Origin of the sequence: Terrabacter lapilli, from assembly GCF_039531305.1 — a bacterium.
GTDB classification, from domain to species: domain Bacteria; phylum Actinomycetota; class Actinomycetes; order Actinomycetales; family Dermatophilaceae; genus Terrabacter; species Terrabacter lapilli.
In genome coordinates this window covers 1-17,435 of sequence record NZ_BAAAPU010000012.1, presented here as the reverse complement: position 1 = coordinate 17,435, position 17,435 = coordinate 1, and the positions used below count along the sequence as shown (strand labels likewise).

The window sequence follows — 17,435 nt, the reverse complement described above, 5'->3', positions numbered from 1 at the left end:
CAGAGCGGCAGGATGCGCACGCGGCCCATCGTAAGGTGAGGGCCATGAGTGAGCAGGGGCTGCGCGAGTCCGTCGAGCTGATGCGTGAGCGGGGACTCGGCCCCGAGGCGATCCGTGTCTTCGAGCACTACTTCCACCAGCTGGAGGCCGGTGCCCTGGGCACGATCCCGGAGGACTCGATCGAGCCGCTCAGGGACATCCAGGCGCTCGGCGAGGTGCGGGTCTCCGACGAGGAGGCGCGCGACGCCCTCTCCAAGACGGCCGTCATCAAGCTCAACGGAGGCCTCGGCACCGGCATGGGCATGACCGGCGCCAAGTCGGCGCTCCAGGTCAAGGACGGCCTGACCTTCCTCGACATCATCGCCCTGCAGGTCCTCGCGCTGCGCAGGCAGTGGGGCGTCGAGCTGCCGCTCGTGCTCATGAACTCCTTCCGCACCTCCGCCGAGTCGCTGGCGATCCTCGAGAAGTACCCCGATCTCCCCGTCGAGGGGGTCCCGCTGGACTTCATCCAGAACGCCGAGCCGAAGCTGTGCACCGAGGGACTCGTGCCCGTCAAGTGGCCCAAGGACCCCGAGCTCGAGTGGTGCCCGCCGGGGCACGGCGACATCTACGTCTCGCTCGTCACCTCCGGCGTTCTCGACGCCTTGCTGGCCAAGGGGATCCGCTTCGCGTTCCTGTCCAACTCCGACAACCTCGGTGCCACCTGCGACCCCGACGTCGCGGCCTGGATGGTCGAGCACGGCGTGCCCTACGTGGCGGAGGTGTGCGAGCGGACCAAGAGCGACCGCAAGGGCGGCCACCTCGCCGTGCGCAAGTCCGACGGACGGATCGTGCTGCGCGACACCGCGATGGTGGCCGAGGGGGAGGAGCGCTTCTTCCGTGACATCAAGCGGCACAACACCTTCAACGCCAACAACGTGTGGGTCGACCTCGAGGTGCTGCGCGAGCGCATGACGCAGAAGCAGGGCGTGCTGGGCCTGCCGATCATCGTCAACCGCAAGAACGTCGACCCGTCCGACCCCAGCTCGCCCGAGGTCATCCAGATGGAGTCGGCGATGGGCACGGCGATCGAGGTCTTCGAGGGGTCCGAGGCGATCCTCGTGCCGCGCACGCGTTTCCGTCCGGTGAAGACCACCAACGACCTGCTCGTCATCCGGTCGGACTTCTTCTCCCTCGACGAGAGCTACCGCGTCGTCGCGGCGGCCGACGGGCCCGAGCCCTACGTCGACCTCGACTCGGCCTACCGGTTCGTCTCCGGATTCGAGAAGCGCTTCCCCAAGGGGGTGCCGTCGATGCGTGACTGCACGAGCCTGCGCGTCATCGGCGACCCCGTCTTCGGGCGCAACGTCCGCTGCGTCGGTGACGTCCTCATCGACGGCTACCGCCGCGTGCTCGACGACGCCGTGCTCGGCGAGCCGTCCAACGGCGCAGCGGCCCCCGCGGTGGCCCCCGGCGAGGTGCGCACCGTCGACGAGCATCTCAGGGCGATCCTGTCGACGCTCGAGCCCGCACCGACCCAGCGGACCCCGCTCACCGAGGCCCTCGGCCTCGTCGTCGCGCGCGACGTCCGGTCCGAGGTGGACCTCCCACGGTTCGACAACTCCTCGATGGACGGGTATGCCGTGCGCGCCGACTCGCTCGCCGGCGCTGCGGGCGCGCCGGTGCGGCTGCGCATCGTCGGGGAGGTCGCCGCCGGCCAGCAGCCGACGTTCTCGGTGGGACCCGGTGAGGCGGCCCGCATCATGACGGGCGCCCCGATGCCCGAGGGCGCAGACGCCGTCATCGCCCTCGAGGACACCAACGGGTCGGCCTCGGGAGAGGTCGAGTGCCGCACGCCCGTGACGGCCGGCCGCTACGTCAGGCCTCGCGGCGAGGACGTCACGTCGGGCTCCGTCGTCGTGCCGGCGGGCACCGTCGTCGGCGCCCGCACCCTCGCCCTCCTCGCTGCGTGCGGGCACGCCGAGGTCGAGGTGCACCGCCGGCCGCACGTGGTCGTCATCTCGACCGGCGCCGAGCTGGTGCCGCCGGGACAGGCCTTGGGCCCCGGCCAGATCCACGACTCCAACTCCTCGATGCTCTGGGCCGCGGCCGTGAGCGCCGGCGCCTCCGCTGAGGTCCGCGGGGTGGTCGGCGACTCCGAGGACGAGCTCGTCGCCGTCCTCGAAGACGTCGTCGCGTCCGCCGACGTCGTCGTCACCAGCGGCGGTGTCTCCATGGGGGCCTACGATGTCGTCAAGGGCGCCCTGGCCGGCCGGGGCGTGGACTTCGTCAAGGTGGCGATGCAGCCGGGCAAGCCGCAGGGCTACGGGCTGCTCAGCGGTCCCGACGGTCGGGAGGTGCCGCTCTTCGCCCTACCGGGCAACCCGGTGTCGTCGTTCGTGTCCTTCGAGGTCTTCGTCCGGCCCTCGCTGCGGCGCCTGATGCGGCTGACGCCCGAGAAGCGCCGATTGCGCCCTGCCACCCTCATCTCGGGAGTCGAGTCCTTCGGCGGTCGCCGGCAGTTCGGCCGCGCCGTCGTCTCGCGCTCGACCGAGGGCGCGCTGGTGGCCGTCCCGGTCGACGGCCAGGGCTCGCACTTCGTCGCCGACCTGTCGCGGGCCAACGCCCTGTTCGTCGTGCCCGAGGACGTGACCGAGCTCGTGGCCGGCGAGGTGGTCGACGTCCTCCTGCTGGACCCGGAGTCCTGATGGGCGAGCAGACGGCGTCCGCGGAGGCGTCAGGGCAGTCGTCAGGGCAGTCGTCAGGGCAGGCGTCAGGGGAGGCGTCACGGCAGGCAGACGTCCACGAGCCGCCCTCGCTGACGCACGTTCGGGCCGACGGCAGCGCGCACATGGTCGACGTGTCCGCCAAGGCGGTCACGGCCCGCGAGGCCAGCGCGGCCGGTCGGGTGCTGCTAAGCCCGGAGGCCGTGGCGGCCCTGCGGTCAGGCCGCGTGCCCAAGGGAGACGCGCTGGCGGTCGCGCGGATCGCGGGCATCCAGGCGGTCAAGCGCACTCCCGAGCTGATCCCGCTCGCGCACCCCATCGCCGTCCACGGCGTCGAGGTGGACGTCACGGTGGCCGACGACGGCGCCGACATCACGGCCACCGTGCGCACGGCGGACCGCACCGGCATCGAGATGGAGGCCCTCACCGCCGTCTCCGTCGCGGCACTGGCCCTCATCGACATGGTCAAGGCCGTCGACAAGCACGGCCGCATCACCGACGTGCGTGTCACGGCCAAGTCCGGTGGGCGGTCGGGGGACTGGCGTGAGTGAGGACATCGGCGCCGGTCGCCGCGCCGTCGTGGTCACGGTCTCCACCCGGGCCGCGGCCGGCGTCTACGCGGACAGGTCCGGTCCGGTGATCGTCGAGCGGTTGCGCGCGTGGGGTTTCGAGGTCGGCTTTCCGGTCGTCGTGCCCGACGGCGACGAGTTCGGCATGGCGCTGCGCGAGGTCCTCGCCAGCGAGCCCGACCTCGTGCTCACCACCGGTGGGACGGGCCTGACACCCACCGACGTGACCCCCGAGCAGACCGCGCCCCTCATCGACCGCCTCGTTCCCGGAGTGGCCGAGGCCATCCGGGCCGCGGGGGTCTCCAAGGGGGTGCCCACGGCGATGCTCTCCCGCGGCCTGGTCGGGCTCGCCGGCCGGACCCTGGTGGCCAACCTCCCCGGCTCGCGAGGTGGGGTCGCCGACGCGCTGGAGGTGCTCGAGCCGGTCCTCGGGCACGCCCTCGACCAGATCCCCGGCAGCGACCACCCGGCATGAGGATGCCCTGGCGCCCCCATCGCGATGGGTCGGCGCGGTGGCCGCTCGTGCTGCGCGACACCTCGTGGGAGCCGACCATCGTGCTGCGTCCCCTGCAGGTGGCCGACGAGGCCGAGTGGCAGCGGGTGCGTCGGGACAACGCGCACCACGTCAAGCCCTGGGAGCCGACGCTGCCGCCGGGCGCACCATCCCGGGCCCCGGTCAGCTTCCGGCAGTTCGTCCGGGACCTCGACACCGAGGCGCGCGCCGACCGGGCGCTGCCGTGGTGCATCGAGGTGGGCGGTCGCATCGTCGGCCAGGTCCACCTCTTCGGCATCGTCCGCGCGGCCCAGCAGTCGGCCGCTGCCGGGTACTGGCTCGACGAGTCCGTGACCGGCCGCGGCATCGCCACTCGGGCCGTGGCCCTGGCCATCGACCACGCCCTCGGGCCCGGCGGGCTGCACCGCGTCGAGGTGAACATCCGCCTCGACAACGAGCCCTCGCTCCGGGTCGTCGAACGGCTCGGGCTCCGGGACGAGGGGGTGCGTCGCCGCTTCCTGCACATCGACGGGGCCTGGCGCGACCACCGGTCCTTCGCGGTGACGACCGAGGACCTCGAGGGATCGAGCCTCTCGGCACGTCTGTCACACCAGTAACAGCAGCCTCTTGCGCGACACACCCTGAATGTGCCGGGCCCGCGCTTCGCCGCGTCCTACGGTTGGTCCCGTGCCCGTCAGCAGCCTCGTCTTCGTCGTCATCGTGGCGATCTGGGCCGCGTACCTCGTGCAGCACTGGGCTCGCCGCCGTGAGGATGCGGCCGCCACGCGCTCCATGGAGGACTTCTCGGAGGCCATGCGCGTGCTCGAGAAGCGACCGGCCCTGCCCGTCACCGACCTCAGCACGCCGCGCCCCCACTCGTATGCCGTCAAGCCCGCGAGCGCCGCGCGCGCCACGGTCGACGTCAAGCGGGCCATCCCGGCCGGCGCGTCCCGACGCAGCTCGCCGCTCGTCGCCCGCCGCGGCCATGCACGTGTGCACGTGCCCACGACCGTTGGGACCGACACCGGGGCGGCCCCGCATTACACCGACCACGACATCGCCGACTTCGCCGAGGTGGACCGCATGCCCCAGACCGCACGCCCGACCACTGGTCCCGTGAGGTCCGAGCGCCCCTCTCGCTCAAGCGGTTCCGCTCGCGTCACCGCCTCGGTGCCGGTCTCGCGGCGCCGGCTGCGAGCCGCCCTGCTGCTCCTCGCCCTGCTGTGGGTTCCGGTGTCGGTGGTGCTGACCGTGACGGGCGTGCTGATGTGGGTCTCCATTCCCTTCGCCGTGCTGACCGTCGCCGCCGTGCTGGTCTGGCTGCGTGCCGAGGCGCGTGCCGATCGGCTGCGCTCGACCACGGAGCACGAGCTCGACTCCGCCCAGCCGCAGGCACGCACGTACTCGCGCGGCGCGGCCCCCGAGCGTCCTCGACGCGAGGGACGGGGCTGGCGTCACCAGGGCCTCGAGAGCCACGAGGACTACGAGGGACGCGAGCCGCTCTCCCTGCCGGTCCTGTCCATCGAGGACACCCAGGTCATCCGCAGCACGGTGGTCACCCTCGAGCCCGGGGCGGGGGCCCCGGCACAGTCCGAGAAGCCGGTCGCACGAGGCGTGTTCGACCTGCAGGCGGTGGCCACCGGCCCGCTGCCGGTCGCCGCGGCGCCGGCCCAGCAGGCGCCCGAGGGCAGCTGGAGCCCGGTGCCGGTGCCGCCCCCGACCTACGTCCTCAAGGCGAAGGCGGAGCCGCGCTGGACCGACAGCGGCATCCCCGCGGACGTCTTCGACACCCCGGAGTTCGCCGAGGAGGCGGACGAGCTCGACGACCGCGCCCTCTTCGCGCGGCGCGCCGTCTCCCAGTAGAGCCGCCACACCGGGCGGGCCTTCCAGAGCGAGCAGCTCGACCGGAAGGCGCCGCCCGGCAACGGGCCGGTCTCGCAGCGCGTGACGGCATACGGCCGCAGGGTCGTGCCTCAGGCGGGCACGCGGTCGAGGAACCCACGCACGTCGGCGATGCGGTCCTGCTCGTCGAGGACGAGGACGTCGAAGCCCACGACGACAGGCTCAGCGCCCTCGGGACCGAGGCCCCATTGGAAGCGCACCTGACGGTGGTGCGCGTCGGGCTCGCCGACGGGCGTGAACACGAAGCCGGGGAACTGCGCCTGCACGCCGCCGACGAGCGCCTCGACGCCCTCGTGCCCGCAGACCTCGGCCATCGGGTCGACGTAGGTGACGGCGGGCGACCAGTGCGCCTCGAGGAGGGTGCGCCGGGCATCGGTGTCGGTGGCGTTCCAGGTGTCGAGGTAGCTGCGGACGATGTCGCTCATGGGGAGCTCCTTGGGTGTGTCGGTGAGGTCTGACGGCGACAGCCTCACCCTCGCCCCGTCATGGCGTCGATGACCTCAGAGGTCATGCTCGGTGCTGGCCCCACCCGTCGCAGGGTCCTACGCTGCGAGCCGTGACCACCATGCAGACGGCCGGTCCACGGCCTGCCCAGCGGGCGACGGCGCCCTCGGCACCCTCAGTGGGCCAGCTGCTGCGCACGTGGCGTGAGCGACGCCGGCTGAGCCAGCTCGAGCTGTCGTCACGGGCGCAGGTGAGCACCCGCCACCTCAGCTGCGTCGAGACCGGACGGGCGCAGCCCAGCCCCGAGCTCATCGAGCGCCTGGCCGTGCACCTCGAGGTGCCGCTGCGCTCCCGCGACGACCTGCTGCTCGCCGGTGGCTACGCCCCGCGCCACCGGCCGCGCGGACTCGGCGACGCCGAGCTCGCGCCAGTCATGGACGGCCTGCGGCGGCTGCTGGACGCGCACCAGCCGTACCCGGCGCTGCTCCTCGACGGGCACTGGGACGTCGTCGACACCAACCCGGTCGTCGACCTCATGCTCGCCGGGTGCGATCCCGAGCTGCTCGAGCCGCCCGTCAACGTGGTGCGCCTGAGCCTGCACCCCAAGGGCCTGGCGCCACGGATCCGGAACCTCGAGCAGTGGGCGGGGCACCTGCAGCACCAGGTCCGCAGCCGTGCCGAGCACACCCACGACCCGGTGCTCCACGACCTCGCCGAGGAGGTCGCGGGCTACGTCCAGCGGGCCGGCGGCGCGGGCCCGGGCGGGGGTGCGACCCTCGGCACGGACCTCGGTACGGGCCTCGGTGCGGGCCTCCCGCTGGTGGGACCGGTGCTCGCGCTGGAGCTGCTCGTCGGGGGCGATCTCCTGCGCTTCTTCAGCGTCAGCGCCCGCCTCGAGACGGCCACGGACGCGACCCTGGACGACCTGCACCTCGAGACCTTCCTGCCGGCCGACGTCCGCACCCAGCAGGTGCTGGCCCGCTGACGGTGCCGGCGACTCAGGCGTTCGCCGGGGCGCCCCCCTCGTCGGCGGACTCCGTCATCTCGCGGTCGAGCTCCTCCTGCGACTCGTCGCCGAAGAGGTGCTTGCCGACGGCGTTGATCACGGCGGCGAACGGCACGGCCACCAGGGCACCGACGATGCCGGCGATGATCGAGCCGGCCGCGATGGCGAGGATGACCGCGAGCGGATGGACGCTGACAGCCTTGCCGAGCAGGAAGGGCTGGAGGACGTGGGCCTCGAGCTGCTGCACGCCGATGACGACAGCGAGCATGATCAGGGCGATGCCGGGGCCGTGGGCCACGAGGGCGAGCAGCACCGCGACCGCGCCGGAGAGCAGCGCGCCGACGATCGGGATGAACGCGAAGATGAACACGAGGATGCCGATGGCGAAGGCGAAGGGCACCTTGAGGATCGCCGCGCCCACGCCGATGCCGATGGCGTCGACAAGGGCCACGATCAAGGTGGCCCGGACGAAGGCCGACATCTGGTGCCACGCGATGACGCCGGAGGAGTCGATGCGCCGGCGGGTGGCGCGGGGAAAGAGCCCGACGACCCACGACCAGATGCGCGGGCCCTCGTAGAGGAAGAAGAAGAGCGAGAAGAGCGCGATGAACAGGCCCGCGACGAAGTGCGTCGCGGTGAGGCCGACCGACGTGGCCGTGTCGCCGAGGTTGCCCGAGCTGCTGACCTTCTCGCGGATGGTGTCGAAGTAGGAGTTGAACTGCGCGTCGGTGATGTGGAAGGTCGTGCGCACCCAGTCGCGGACCGTCTCGAGGCCGGCGGCGACCTGGCCGGTGAGGTCGGCGAAGCCGCTGCTGAACTGCGAGCCGACCATCGTGAAGAGGGCGCCCACGAGGACGATCGTGCCGACCAGGGTGAGACCGGCGGCGGCGCCGGGCTTCATCCGGTGCTGCAGCCAGGTGGCGACGGGGCGCAGCAGCGCGGTGAGCAGCAGCGCGATGGCGACGGGCACGATGATCTCGGACACCGTGCGCAGGGCCATCGAGAGCAGGTAGACGAAGGCGCCGATGAGCAGCAGGCGCCACGACCAGTCGGCAGCGACCCGGATGCCGGCAGGCACGGCGGCTGCCTCCACGCCCGAGAGCCCGTCGTCGGTGGGGCGGGAGAGGCCGTCGGAGGGGGCTGCGTCGTCGGGGACACGACGAGCGAGGGGCGCCGTCGCGTCGGACAGGGTGCCGGAGCGGTCACCAGGGTTGTGAGTCACCGTCCAACCGTATGTCGCCGGGCGCGCTCGTGCGCGCAGCACCGGCCGACCCCGGCGGGCCGGCTCTCCCACGTGCCGGCCAGGCCCGCTGCTGCCTACCCTCGAGTCATGAGCACACCGGTCGACGGCGCCCCTCCCACTCTGGCCGTCACCGGCTCCACCGGATGGTTGGGGGGCCTGGTGGCCCACGACCTGTCCGCCCGCGGCGTTCGGCAGCGGCTGCTCGTGCGCGACCTGGCCCGGGCTCCGCGTCTTGCCGGATCGGTTGCCGCCCGGTGCAGCTACGGCGACGGCGAGGCGGCGCGTGCGGCGCTCGAGGGTGTCGAGATGCTCTTCATGGTCTCGGCGGCCGAGAGCGCCGACCGCCTGGAGGGGCACCTCGCCTTCGTCGACTCCGCTGCGGCCGCCGGGGTGCGGCACGTCGTCTACGTCTCCTTCTTCGGCGCCGCACCGGACGCGACCTTCACCCTCGCCCGTGACCATGCCGCCACCGAGGAGCACCTCCGCGCCTCCGGCCTGGCCTGGACCTTCCTGCGGGACAACCTCTACCTCGAGTTCGTGGACCAGTTGGTCGGCCAGGACGGCGTCATCCGCGGGCCCGCGGACGGCGGGCGGGCCGCGGTGGTGTCCCACGAGGACGTCGCCCGGGTGGCGACGGCGGTGCTGTTGGACCCTGCGGCGCACGCGGGTGCGACCTACGACCTGACAGGCCCGGAGGCGCTCACCTTCGCCGAGATGGCGCAGGTCGTGAGCGAGGTGACCGGTCGCGACGTGCGCTTCCACGACGAGAGCCTCGAGGAGGCGTACGCGTCCCGCGCCGTCCACGGGGCCCCGGACTGGCAGGTGGACGCGTGGGTCTCGACCTACACAGCAGTGGCCCGCGGGGAGCTCGACGGGGTGAGCGGTGACGTGGAGCGGCTCACCGGCCGCCGGCCGGTGTCCCTCCGCGAGCACCTCGCGGCCCAGCGACGCGCCTGATCAGCCGACGAGGTCGGCCGTCTGACGGGCGATCGCGAGCTCCTCGTTGGTCGGCACGACGGCGACGACCACCATGGCCCCCGTCGGTGAGATGACCCGAGCGATCTTGGAGCGAGCCGCATTTCGCGCACGGTCGACCTCGATGCCCAGTCCCTCCAGGCCGTCGGTCACCGCCGCGCGGACCGAGACGCTGTTCTCGCCGACGCCGGCGGTGAAGACCAGCGCGTCGATGCCGCCGAGGATCGCGAGGTAGGCGCCGACGTAGTGCTTGAGCCGGTGCACGACGACGTCGAAGGCCAGCCGCGCGCCGGCGTCGCCGGCGGCCAGCCGGTGCTCGAGCTCGCGGAAGTCGTTGACGCCGCTGAGCCCCAGCACCCCCGACTTCTTGTTGAGCAGCGTGTCGATCTCGTCGAGGGAGAGGCCGGCCTCGCGTCCGAGGTAGGCGTGCAGCCCGGGGTCGACGTCGCCGGAGCGGGTGCCCATGACCAGGCCCTCCAGCGGCGTGAGCCCCATGGAGGTGTCCACCGCGTGTCCTCCGCGCACCGCCGAGGCGGAGCACCCGTTGCCGAGGTGGAGGATCACCTGGCGCAGGTCCTCGACGGGCCGGCCGAGCAGGTCTGCCGTCGCCTGCGCGACGTACTGGTGGGAGGTGCCGTGGAAGCCGTAGCGGCGGATCGCGTGCTTCTCGGCCAGGTCGCGGGGCACCGCATACGTCGACGCCTCGGGCGGGAGGGACGCGAAGAAGGCGGTGTCGAAGACGGCGACGTGCGGCACGTCGAAGCGCTTCCGGGCCGCCTCGATGCCGATGGCGGCCGCCGGGTTGTGCAGCGGCGCAAGGGCGCTCAGCTCGCGAATGCGGTCGAGCACCTCGTCGTCGATGGCCACCGGCTCGGAGAAGCCGGGACCGCCGTGGACGACGCGGTGGCCCACGGCACGCAACGACAGCCCCTCGAGGTCGATGCCCTCGCCGCGCAGCCGCTCGGCCATGGACTGCAGCGCCGCGGAGTGGTCGGCCACCTCGCTGCCCGACTCGCCGATCCGCTCGACGAGGCCGCGGGCGCGTACCTCGCCGGTCTCGGGCACCACGAGCTGGTACTTCAGCGACGAGGACCCGGCGTTGAGGACGAGGACCGGACGCTCGCTGGGGGACTCGGTCACCGCTGCTCTCCCTGCTGGCTCGAGGTGGCCTGCGCCTGCACCGCGGTGATGGCCACGGTGTTGACGATGTCGTCGACCAGGGCGCCGCGCGAGAGGTCGTTGACCGGCTTGCGCAGGCCCTGGAGCACGGGGCCGACGGCGACGGCGTGCGCGCTGCGCTGGACGGCCTTGTATGTGTTGTTGCCGGTGTTGAGGTCGGGGAAGACGAACACCGTGGCGTGACCGGCGACCTCGGAGCCGGGCATCTTGGCGCGGCCGACGACCGGGTCGATGGCGGCGTCGTACTGGATGGGGCCGGCGAGCGCCAGCTCCGGGGCACGCTGCGCGACGAGCTGCGTTGCGGCACGGACCTTCTCGACCTCGGCGCCGGACCCGCTGGAGCCGGTCGAGTAGGACAGCATGGCGACCCGCGGCTCGATCCCGAACTGCTGGGCCGTCTGCGCCGACGAGATCGCGATGTCTGCGAGCTGCTCCGCGGTCGGGTCGGGGATGACGGCGCAGTCGCCGTAGACGAGCACCCGGTCGGCGAGGCACATGAGGAACACGCTCGACACGGTCTTGACACCCTCGGCCGTCCTGACGAACTCGAGAGCCGGCCGGATGGTGTGGGCCGTGGTGTTGACGGCGCCCGAGACCATGCCGTCGGCGAGGCCGAGGTGGACCATCATCGTGCCGAAGTAGGAGATGTCGGTGACCACCTCGCGGGCGCGCTCGAGGGTCATCCCCTTGTGGGCCCGCACGGCGGCATACGTCTGCGCGAAGCGCTCGACCAGCTCGGGGTCGGTGGGGGAGACGACGGCCGCGGCGTCGAGGTCGAGCCCGAGGGCGGAGCCGCGGGCGCGGACCTTGGTCTCCTCGCCGAGGAGGGTCAGGTCGGCGACGCCGCGACGCAGCAGCACGTCGGCCGCCTGCAGGATCCGGTCGTCCTGGCTCTCGGGCAGCACGATGTGCCGGCGGTCGGAGCGGGCGCGCTCCATCAGCTGGAACTCGAACATCAACGGGGTGCGCACCTCGGACGCCGACACGTCGACGGCCGCCAGCAGCGCCGCCTGGTCGACGCTCTCGGAGAAGAGGCGCCGCGCGGTCTCGATCTTGTTGCGGGAGGTCCGCGTCATCGGGCCGCGGACCTGCATGAGCTGCTCGGCGGTGCGGAACGTCCCGTCGTCGGTCAGGGCGATCGGCAGGTCCTGCTGCACGCCGGCCGACAGGCGCGCGATCGTCTCGGGAATGGCGTAACCGCCGGTGAGGATGATCCCGGCGAGCGTCGGGAACGTGCCGGACTGGTGGGCCAGCATGAGGCCGGGGAGCAGGTCGGTGCGATCGCTCGGTGCGATGACGGTGACGTCGGGGGTCAGGCGGGCGAGCACGTTGGGCAGGCTCATGGCCGCGACGATGAGGCCGAGGCTGTCGCGCTCCATCCACGACTCGCTGCCCAGGACGAGCTCCGCGCCCACAGCGTCGGCGAGCGCCCGGAAGCTCGGTGCAGACAGCAGGGGGTTCTCGGGGATGGCGGCCGTGACCGGGAAGGGGAGGGTCTCGAGCGCCTTGCGCACGTCGTCGAGCGCCGCCGGCTCGACGCGGTTCGCGATGACGGCGACCGTCTGGGCGTGGTTGGCGCGCAGCTCGGCGACGGCGCTGTCGGCGGCGACGCGGATCTGCTCGGGGGTGCGCTCACGGCCGTGGACGACCAGGACGACCGCCGAGCCGAGGTTGGCGGCGATCCTCGCGTTGAACGACAGCTCCGTGCCGGTCGAGACGTCGGTGTAGTCGGAGCCGAGGACGAGCACGACCTCGAAGCGGGCGCTGAGCGCGCCGAACCGCTCGACGATGCGGTGCAGGGCCTCGTCGAGGTCGTCGTGGGCCTCGGCGTAGGTGACGCCGAGCGCCTCGTCGTAGGCCTGGTCGATCCCCGGCTGGCTGACCAGCATCTCGACGATGTGGTCGACCTCGTCGTCGGGCCCGGTGCCGCCCAGGGTGGTCAGGGGCCGGAAGACGCCGACCGACCCGACTTCGCGGATCAGGGCGTCGAGCAGGCCCAGGGCGACGGCTGACTTGCCCGTGAGGCCCTCCGGGGAGGCGACGTAGACGCTTCGGCTCACGACCCGAACCTATCGGGCGTCAGGCGGTGGTCCGCACGCCGAGGCGCTGGAGGAGGCGCACCGCGTCGTAGGGGGCGTGGCCCTTGGCGTCGTTGTCGAAGTAGACGTGCACGTCGTGACCCTGCTCCATCCAGTAGCGGCACGTCCGGGCCCACCGGTCGAGCGACTCGTCCGTGTAGCCGCTCGCGTAGAGCTCGGTCTCGCCGTGCAGCCGGACGTAGCGGAAGTCGCTGGTCGCGTCGTCCATGACCGGCCACTTCCCCGCGCTGTCGGCGATCACCATGGCCACGCCGTGCTCGGCGCACAGCTCTCGCGCCTCGTTGGTGTCGAAGCTGTCGTGCCTGGGCTCGAGAGCATGCCGCACCGGGACGTCGACCTCGCAGGTCGTCAGGACGCGGTCCTCCTTGAGCTTGTCGTCGTGCTTCTCGGCGAGACGTGCGGCCTCGGACGTCGAGCGGGGCAGCAGCTCGAAGAATGGTCGGATCCGTTCGGGGTCGAAGTGCACCCGCTCCGGCAGCTGCCACAGGACCGGCCCGAGCTGCGGTCCCAGCGCCAGGACGCCGCTCGCGAAGAAGTTGGCCAGCGGGGTCTCGACGTCGCGCAGCGCCTTCATGTGGGTGATGAAGCGGCCGCCCTTGACCGCGAAGTCCACGTCGGCGGGCACGGCCGCCCGCCACGCGGCATACGAGCTCGGTCGCTGGAGGGAGTAGAAGGAGCCGTTGATCTCGATCGAGGTCATGCGCTCGGCGGCATACGTCAGCTCGAGCCGCTGCGGCAGGCCCTTGGGGTAGAAGTCGCCGCGCCACGACGCGTAGCGCCACCCGGAGACGCCGATACGTGCGTGAGGCATGCCCGACCCATACCCGGGGTGGGCCCCGCGAGAAAGACAGAAGGACCGGACAACGAGCTCGTCCGGTCCTTCCGCACCTGGTGCAGCTGAGGGGATTCGAGCCCCGGACCTTCTCATTGGGCGGGGACAGGGTGATCGACGCGGAGCGCGCAGCCTTGCCCCCGGCGGCTGCGATCAGGTCGCCGGTCTCCTCGATGGTCTCGGGACGGTCCATGTCCGAAGGTCCGGACGCTCGACCCGATCGTCGTGTTGCGTCGACGAACGCCCCTGCCCCGGCAAGCTCGACGGCAGGAGCTCGCCCCGCGCCACGTGGCACCGGCCATCAGCGCCGTGCGGCCCGAAAGGTCGACGTCCAAGCTCTTGCCTCCGTCCCCTGGTGCACCGAGCGTGCCAAGCCATCCGCCAATCACGCCAGAGCGGCCCGAGACACCGCCCCTCTCCCGCACCATTCCCTCCCAACCGCGGCCCGCGGATGTCTCGTGCTGGCTGATTTCAGTTACGCCACCGCGGCAGGCCGGGTCAGGCATAGGGTCCGGTCCATGGACATGCTGACAGGGGAAAAGATCGCCGAGGCCGAGTTGGCCGACTGGCGCAAGCTGGCCCAGGGACTGCACGCTCGCTACCTCGTCGACGACTTCGCCAGCGCCGCACGGTTCGTCACGGCGGTCGGCGAAGCGGGCGACACGCTGGGCCACTACCCGCGCGTGTCGATCGGCACCGGCCACGTCGACCTCAAACTGGTCAGCGACGACGCCATCTACCGTGACGACGACGGCACCGAATACGTCGTCGAGTGGGTGACCCAGCGGGACGTGGACCTCGCACGCCGGATCACCGAGATCGCTACCGAACACGAGCTCGAGGCCGACCCGGCCTCGGTCAGCCATATCGAGCTCGGCGTCGACACCGCGCGCTCCGCGACCATCGCCCCGGTCTGGGCCTCCCTGCTGACCGGCAGCGCCGAGTCCCAAGGCCGCGGGACCCCAAGCGATGAGATCCGCGACGCCACAGGCCGGGTACCGAACCTGTGGTTCGGTGACGCTGACGGGCACGAGCGACCTCAGCGCTTCCACGTCGAGGTCTATGTGCCGCCCGAGGTCGCCGAGCAACGGATCGCTGCCGCGGTCGCAGCGGGAGGGACCGTCGTCGACGACAGCGACGCACCTTCGCTCACCGTGGTGGCCGACCAGGACGGCAATACCGGAGTGGTCTGCGTCGCTACGTCCGCTGCGAAGACCGTCGATTCAGCCTGAGGCTCAGCGCATCCCGGCACGAGCGGTCGGTGGCATGATCGTGAAACACCCCGGATCGCGGGCGGTCCTTGGTTTGAGGGCGCCGGCACGCGCGTCTTGGCACACTCCGGACATGGGCGCAGCGGGCTTGCCGGTTCCGACTGTGAGGCGATGACCGCGATGACTGCTGCTGACGAGCTTGTCGGACGCGGCACCGTCTTCATCGGCCGGGTCCATAACTCGCGCCGCTGGAGGGCGCACTGGGAAGGGTCCGAGGCCGGCGGGCCCGGCGTCGAGGGCAGCCGGTTCATTGAGGACGGTGGCAAGTTCGACTAAGTGCGGTGCCGGTGCTGACGTCGTGGATGGCGCAGACTGAAGTGGTGCCTCTGGAACACCTGCACGGCGATCAGCGTCGGGCATCGTCGTTCGGGTCGGTCGCTTCGACTTACGACGATTTTCGGCCTGACTATCCGCCTGCACTGTTCGACGACCTGCTAGCCGAGCCGGTCGGCACAGCGCTGGACGTGGGCTGCGGCACGGGCAAAGTGGCCGTCGAATTGCGCCGACGCGGTGTCACGGTGCTCGGCGTCGACCCCGACCCGCGGATGGCAGCCGTCGCCGCCGAACATGGCGTGGACGTGGAGGTGACTCAATTCGAGCGGTGGGACGACGCGGGACGACGTTTCGACCTGATCACTTGCGGCCACGCTTGGCATTGGGTCGATCCGGCGAAAGGGGCCGAGGCGGGCTCGCGCGTGCTAAGGCCCGGTGCTCGCATCGCCCGCTTCTGGAACTACCACGTTGTACCTCCGCGCCTACTGAGGGAGTTCGAGGAGGTCTACGCCGATCTGGCGCCAGCACTCACGGTCATCGGCCGCGATCCCAGCCGGGACAGCGCCCAGGCTGACCCCCTGGGCCGGCACACTGCGTTCGTGACAGCGAGACCGCGCACCTACCGCTGGGTCCGTCGACTGACCAGCGACCAGTGGTCCGGCTTGATCTCGACCTTCAGCGATCACCAGCTGCTGGGCCTCGAAGCTCTGTTCCGACTGACCACCGCGCTGGAGACGGTGATCCAACGCCACGGCGGCATCGTCACGGTCAACGGCGGCACCTACCTGCAGCTGGCCAGGCGCGTCTGATCCCAACAATCCTCCAGGCTGGCCCGAAGCGAGTGCACGCGCTTGCGCCAAGATTGAAGGCGTGAACCCGTTTGTCACCAGCGTCCTCCTGGTCGTGTTGGTCGTTGGGGCTGCGAGCCTGTGGGTGCTGCAGGATGCCAGGTCAAAGGTCGAGCGCCACCGACCCGTCGTCGCGACCATCGGCGACCTCACCACTGACAAGCCCGAGGTGTGGGCGGCCCTGTGTTTGCTGGCAGTGGTGCTGTTCCTGCCGATGTACCTGGTAGCTCGAAGCGCGGAGTAGCCTGACGAGAGCAACGCGGCGTGGACCCGGCTGCGGCACCTCGGCTCGCGCCGCGAGGAGCTGCTCGAGGCGCATGTCGCGGCCGTGCAGACGATCCGGGACCTGCTCGAGTGCGTGTGGCCGGCCGCCCTCGAGGCCGCGAAGCACCCGTTCCGCTCGACCACCTGGGTAGCCGCCGTGACCGTCGTCGTTCGCCGTGACGCCGGTGACCTGGACCGGACCCGGCGGCTCGGGCTGGCCCGGTTCGAGCGCGCTGTCCGCGCGGAAGTCACCCGCCGGGGCAGGGCCCGCCCGTGCCTGCGGATCGTCCGCCATGAGTTTCGCGCGGGCGTCGTCCCAGTCAGGCCCAGACGGCTGTCGCTGCCGCGATCCTGCGCCAACTGTACGCCGTCGTCACCCATCAGCGGGCGTGGGACCCGGTCCTCGCTGCCCACGGCACCACCGCGTGGAAGGAGACCACGGGCATCGCTGCGGCGTAACGACTTCCACCAGCAAACCATCAGCACCCGGTCACTAGCCCGAGGCGTTGAGCACCCAAGAGCTGGGGCGGGGTGAGCCTTCCGCGGCATCGAGAACCCTTCGCGGTATCTCGTCGCTCATCACAGGCCGCCCCGTCCCGTCGTCCACACAACCCGATCACAGACTGCCGAGCACGACCTCGAGCTATGCAGGGACCGACGACGAGACACCGGCACCCGCCCAAACTCTTGACGCTAAACACCTCACGCTGACGAGCGGACGTCGGGAACCGCCCGTAACGCGGAAGCGCAGAGTCAGGTGGTGGCGCCGCTCGAGCGAGGCCATCCGCGCGACGTGGGCATAGGGGCGTGAGGGCACCGGTTCTCGGCGACTGGTGGTGCCAGGTTCCCTGGTTTGCGCGGGCCCACATCGCCGGGCTCCGGGGGACCGCGTGCGCGGGTCGCGGGTCAGGGCATGATCCCTGCACTGACCGGCACGTCACGCTGCTTGCCGCAGTCGAGGCACTCCTGGTAGCGGGCCCCGTAGTCCGCGCTGTTCGGGTAGCGGTGCGTGCGCCAGCGGTGCCAGAGGTGCAGGCGGCACCACCATCGTCCAGGGCGGCGCAGCTCCTGGCCCGGTTCCCGGTGCGTGGTCTCATCCATGGGCGTCTCACCCTCCTTGCTGATCATCACCGCAGCGAGGCAGCCCCCGCTGCATGCTTGAATTCTACCTAGGGGCTAGGTAGAGTTCAAGCATGACTTCCGCGCCACGAATGACGCTGACCACGCAGCTCGTGCTGCGTGCCCTCCTCGCAGAGCCTGGCGCCGAGCTCTACGGGGCACAGATCGGGGACGCGGCAGGGCTGATGAGCGGGACCGTGCACCCGATCCTCG

16 protein-coding genes are annotated in these 17,435 nt (G+C 71.5%); 10 read left to right on the top strand and 6 right to left on the bottom strand.

The window, feature by feature from the left end:
- Positions 1–44 precede the first annotated feature (44 nt).
- The 5 genes from ABD241_RS19985 to ABD241_RS19965 all read left to right on the top strand — a co-directional run bounded on the left by ABD241_RS19985 (position 45) and on the right by ABD241_RS19965 (position 5,630).
- Entirely contained in the window at positions 45–2,687 is a 2,643-nt protein-coding gene (locus tag ABD241_RS19985; protein ID WP_344067072.1) for a UTP--glucose-1-phosphate uridylyltransferase, read from the top strand.
- 143 nt (positions 2,688–2,830) lie between these two features.
- On the top strand, positions 2,831–3,256 hold the full coding sequence (gene moaC / locus ABD241_RS19980) for a cyclic pyranopterin monophosphate synthase MoaC (RefSeq protein ID WP_425580857.1): 426 nt from the start codon (positions 2,831–2,833) through the stop codon (positions 3,254–3,256).
- Positions 3,249–3,749, top strand: a complete 501-nt coding sequence (locus tag ABD241_RS19975; RefSeq protein WP_344067066.1) for a MogA/MoaB family molybdenum cofactor biosynthesis protein — start codon at positions 3,249–3,251, stop codon at positions 3,747–3,749. Before moaC ends, ABD241_RS19975 begins: the two co-directional genes overlap by 8 nt.
- A 47-nt stretch (positions 3,750–3,796) precedes the next feature.
- Positions 3,797–4,384: a GNAT family N-acetyltransferase gene (locus ABD241_RS19970; protein WP_344067064.1), complete on the top strand. Its 588-nt coding sequence runs from the start codon at positions 3,797–3,799 to the stop codon at positions 4,382–4,384.
- 70 nt (positions 4,385–4,454) lie between these two features.
- Positions 4,455–5,630, top strand: coding sequence for a hypothetical protein (locus ABD241_RS19965; RefSeq protein WP_344067061.1), 1,176 nt, complete (start codon positions 4,455–4,457; stop codon positions 5,628–5,630).
- Between the two features lie 110 nt (positions 5,631–5,740).
- Here the strand turns inward: ABD241_RS19965 and ABD241_RS19960 are convergent, their stop codons facing one another.
- Positions 5,741–6,094 (bottom strand): nuclear transport factor 2 family protein, encoded by a 354-nt coding sequence (locus ABD241_RS19960; RefSeq protein WP_344067058.1) that lies wholly within the window; start codon positions 6,092–6,094, stop codon positions 5,741–5,743.
- Between the two features lie 140 nt (positions 6,095–6,234).
- Here ABD241_RS19960 and ABD241_RS19955 point away from each other — a divergent pair, with 140 nt between their 5' ends.
- Positions 6,235–7,098, top strand: coding sequence for a helix-turn-helix domain-containing protein (locus ABD241_RS19955; protein WP_344067373.1), 864 nt, complete (start codon positions 6,235–6,237; stop codon positions 7,096–7,098).
- A 13-nt stretch (positions 7,099–7,111) separates the two neighbouring features.
- Here ABD241_RS19955 and ABD241_RS19950 read toward each other — a convergent pair whose 3' ends face one another.
- The gene (locus ABD241_RS19950) at positions 7,112–8,341 is read right to left on the bottom strand and encodes an AI-2E family transporter (RefSeq protein ID WP_344067055.1); all 1,230 of its coding nucleotides are present in this window, start codon (positions 8,339–8,341) and stop codon (positions 7,112–7,114) included.
- 108 nt (positions 8,342–8,449) lie between these two features.
- Between ABD241_RS19950 and ABD241_RS19945 the strand changes: the two genes are divergently transcribed.
- A complete protein-coding gene (locus tag ABD241_RS19945; RefSeq protein ID WP_344067052.1) occupies positions 8,450–9,319 on the top strand; it encodes an SDR family oxidoreductase in 870 nt (289 codons plus the stop codon).
- On the opposite strand, the gene ABD241_RS19940 is transcribed toward ABD241_RS19945, so the two are convergent.
- The 3 genes from ABD241_RS19940 to ABD241_RS19930 are packed head-to-tail and all read right to left on the bottom strand — an operon-like array spanning position 9,320 to position 13,426.
- A complete protein-coding gene (locus ABD241_RS19940; RefSeq protein WP_344067049.1) occupies positions 9,320–10,477 on the bottom strand; it encodes an acetate/propionate family kinase in 1,158 nt (385 codons plus the stop codon). It abuts the gene before it with no gap.
- Positions 10,474–12,576 (bottom strand): phosphate acetyltransferase, encoded by a 2,103-nt coding sequence (gene pta, locus ABD241_RS19935; protein WP_344067046.1) that lies wholly within the window; start codon positions 12,574–12,576, stop codon positions 10,474–10,476. The genes ABD241_RS19940 and pta overlap by 4 nt, the downstream gene beginning before the upstream one ends.
- A gap of 19 nt (positions 12,577–12,595) precedes the next feature.
- Positions 12,596–13,426 (bottom strand): DUF72 domain-containing protein, encoded by an 831-nt coding sequence (locus ABD241_RS19930; protein WP_344067043.1) that lies wholly within the window; start codon positions 13,424–13,426, stop codon positions 12,596–12,598.
- A 539-nt stretch (positions 13,427–13,965) separates the two neighbouring features.
- On the opposite strand from ABD241_RS19930, the gene ABD241_RS19925 reads away from it, so the two are divergent.
- The 3 genes from ABD241_RS19925 (at position 13,966) to ABD241_RS19915 (ending at position 16,083) form a co-directional block, all read left to right on the top strand.
- A complete protein-coding gene (locus ABD241_RS19925; RefSeq protein ID WP_344067040.1) occupies positions 13,966–14,679 on the top strand; it encodes a 4a-hydroxytetrahydrobiopterin dehydratase in 714 nt (237 codons plus the stop codon).
- 320 nt (positions 14,680–14,999) lie between these two features.
- A complete protein-coding gene (locus ABD241_RS19920) occupies positions 15,000–15,800 on the top strand; it encodes a class I SAM-dependent methyltransferase (protein WP_344067037.1) in 801 nt (266 codons plus the stop codon).
- 61 nt (positions 15,801–15,861) lie between these two features.
- Positions 15,862–16,083 (top strand): hypothetical protein, encoded by a 222-nt coding sequence (locus ABD241_RS19915; protein ID WP_344067034.1) that lies wholly within the window; start codon positions 15,862–15,864, stop codon positions 16,081–16,083.
- 926 nt (positions 16,084–17,009) lie between these two features.
- Here ABD241_RS19915 and ABD241_RS19910 read toward each other — a convergent pair.
- The gene (locus ABD241_RS19910; protein ID WP_344067031.1) at positions 17,010–17,204 is read right to left on the bottom strand and encodes a hypothetical protein; all 195 of its coding nucleotides are present in this window, start codon (positions 17,202–17,204) and stop codon (positions 17,010–17,012) included.
- Between the last annotated feature and the right edge of the window lie 231 nt (positions 17,205–17,435).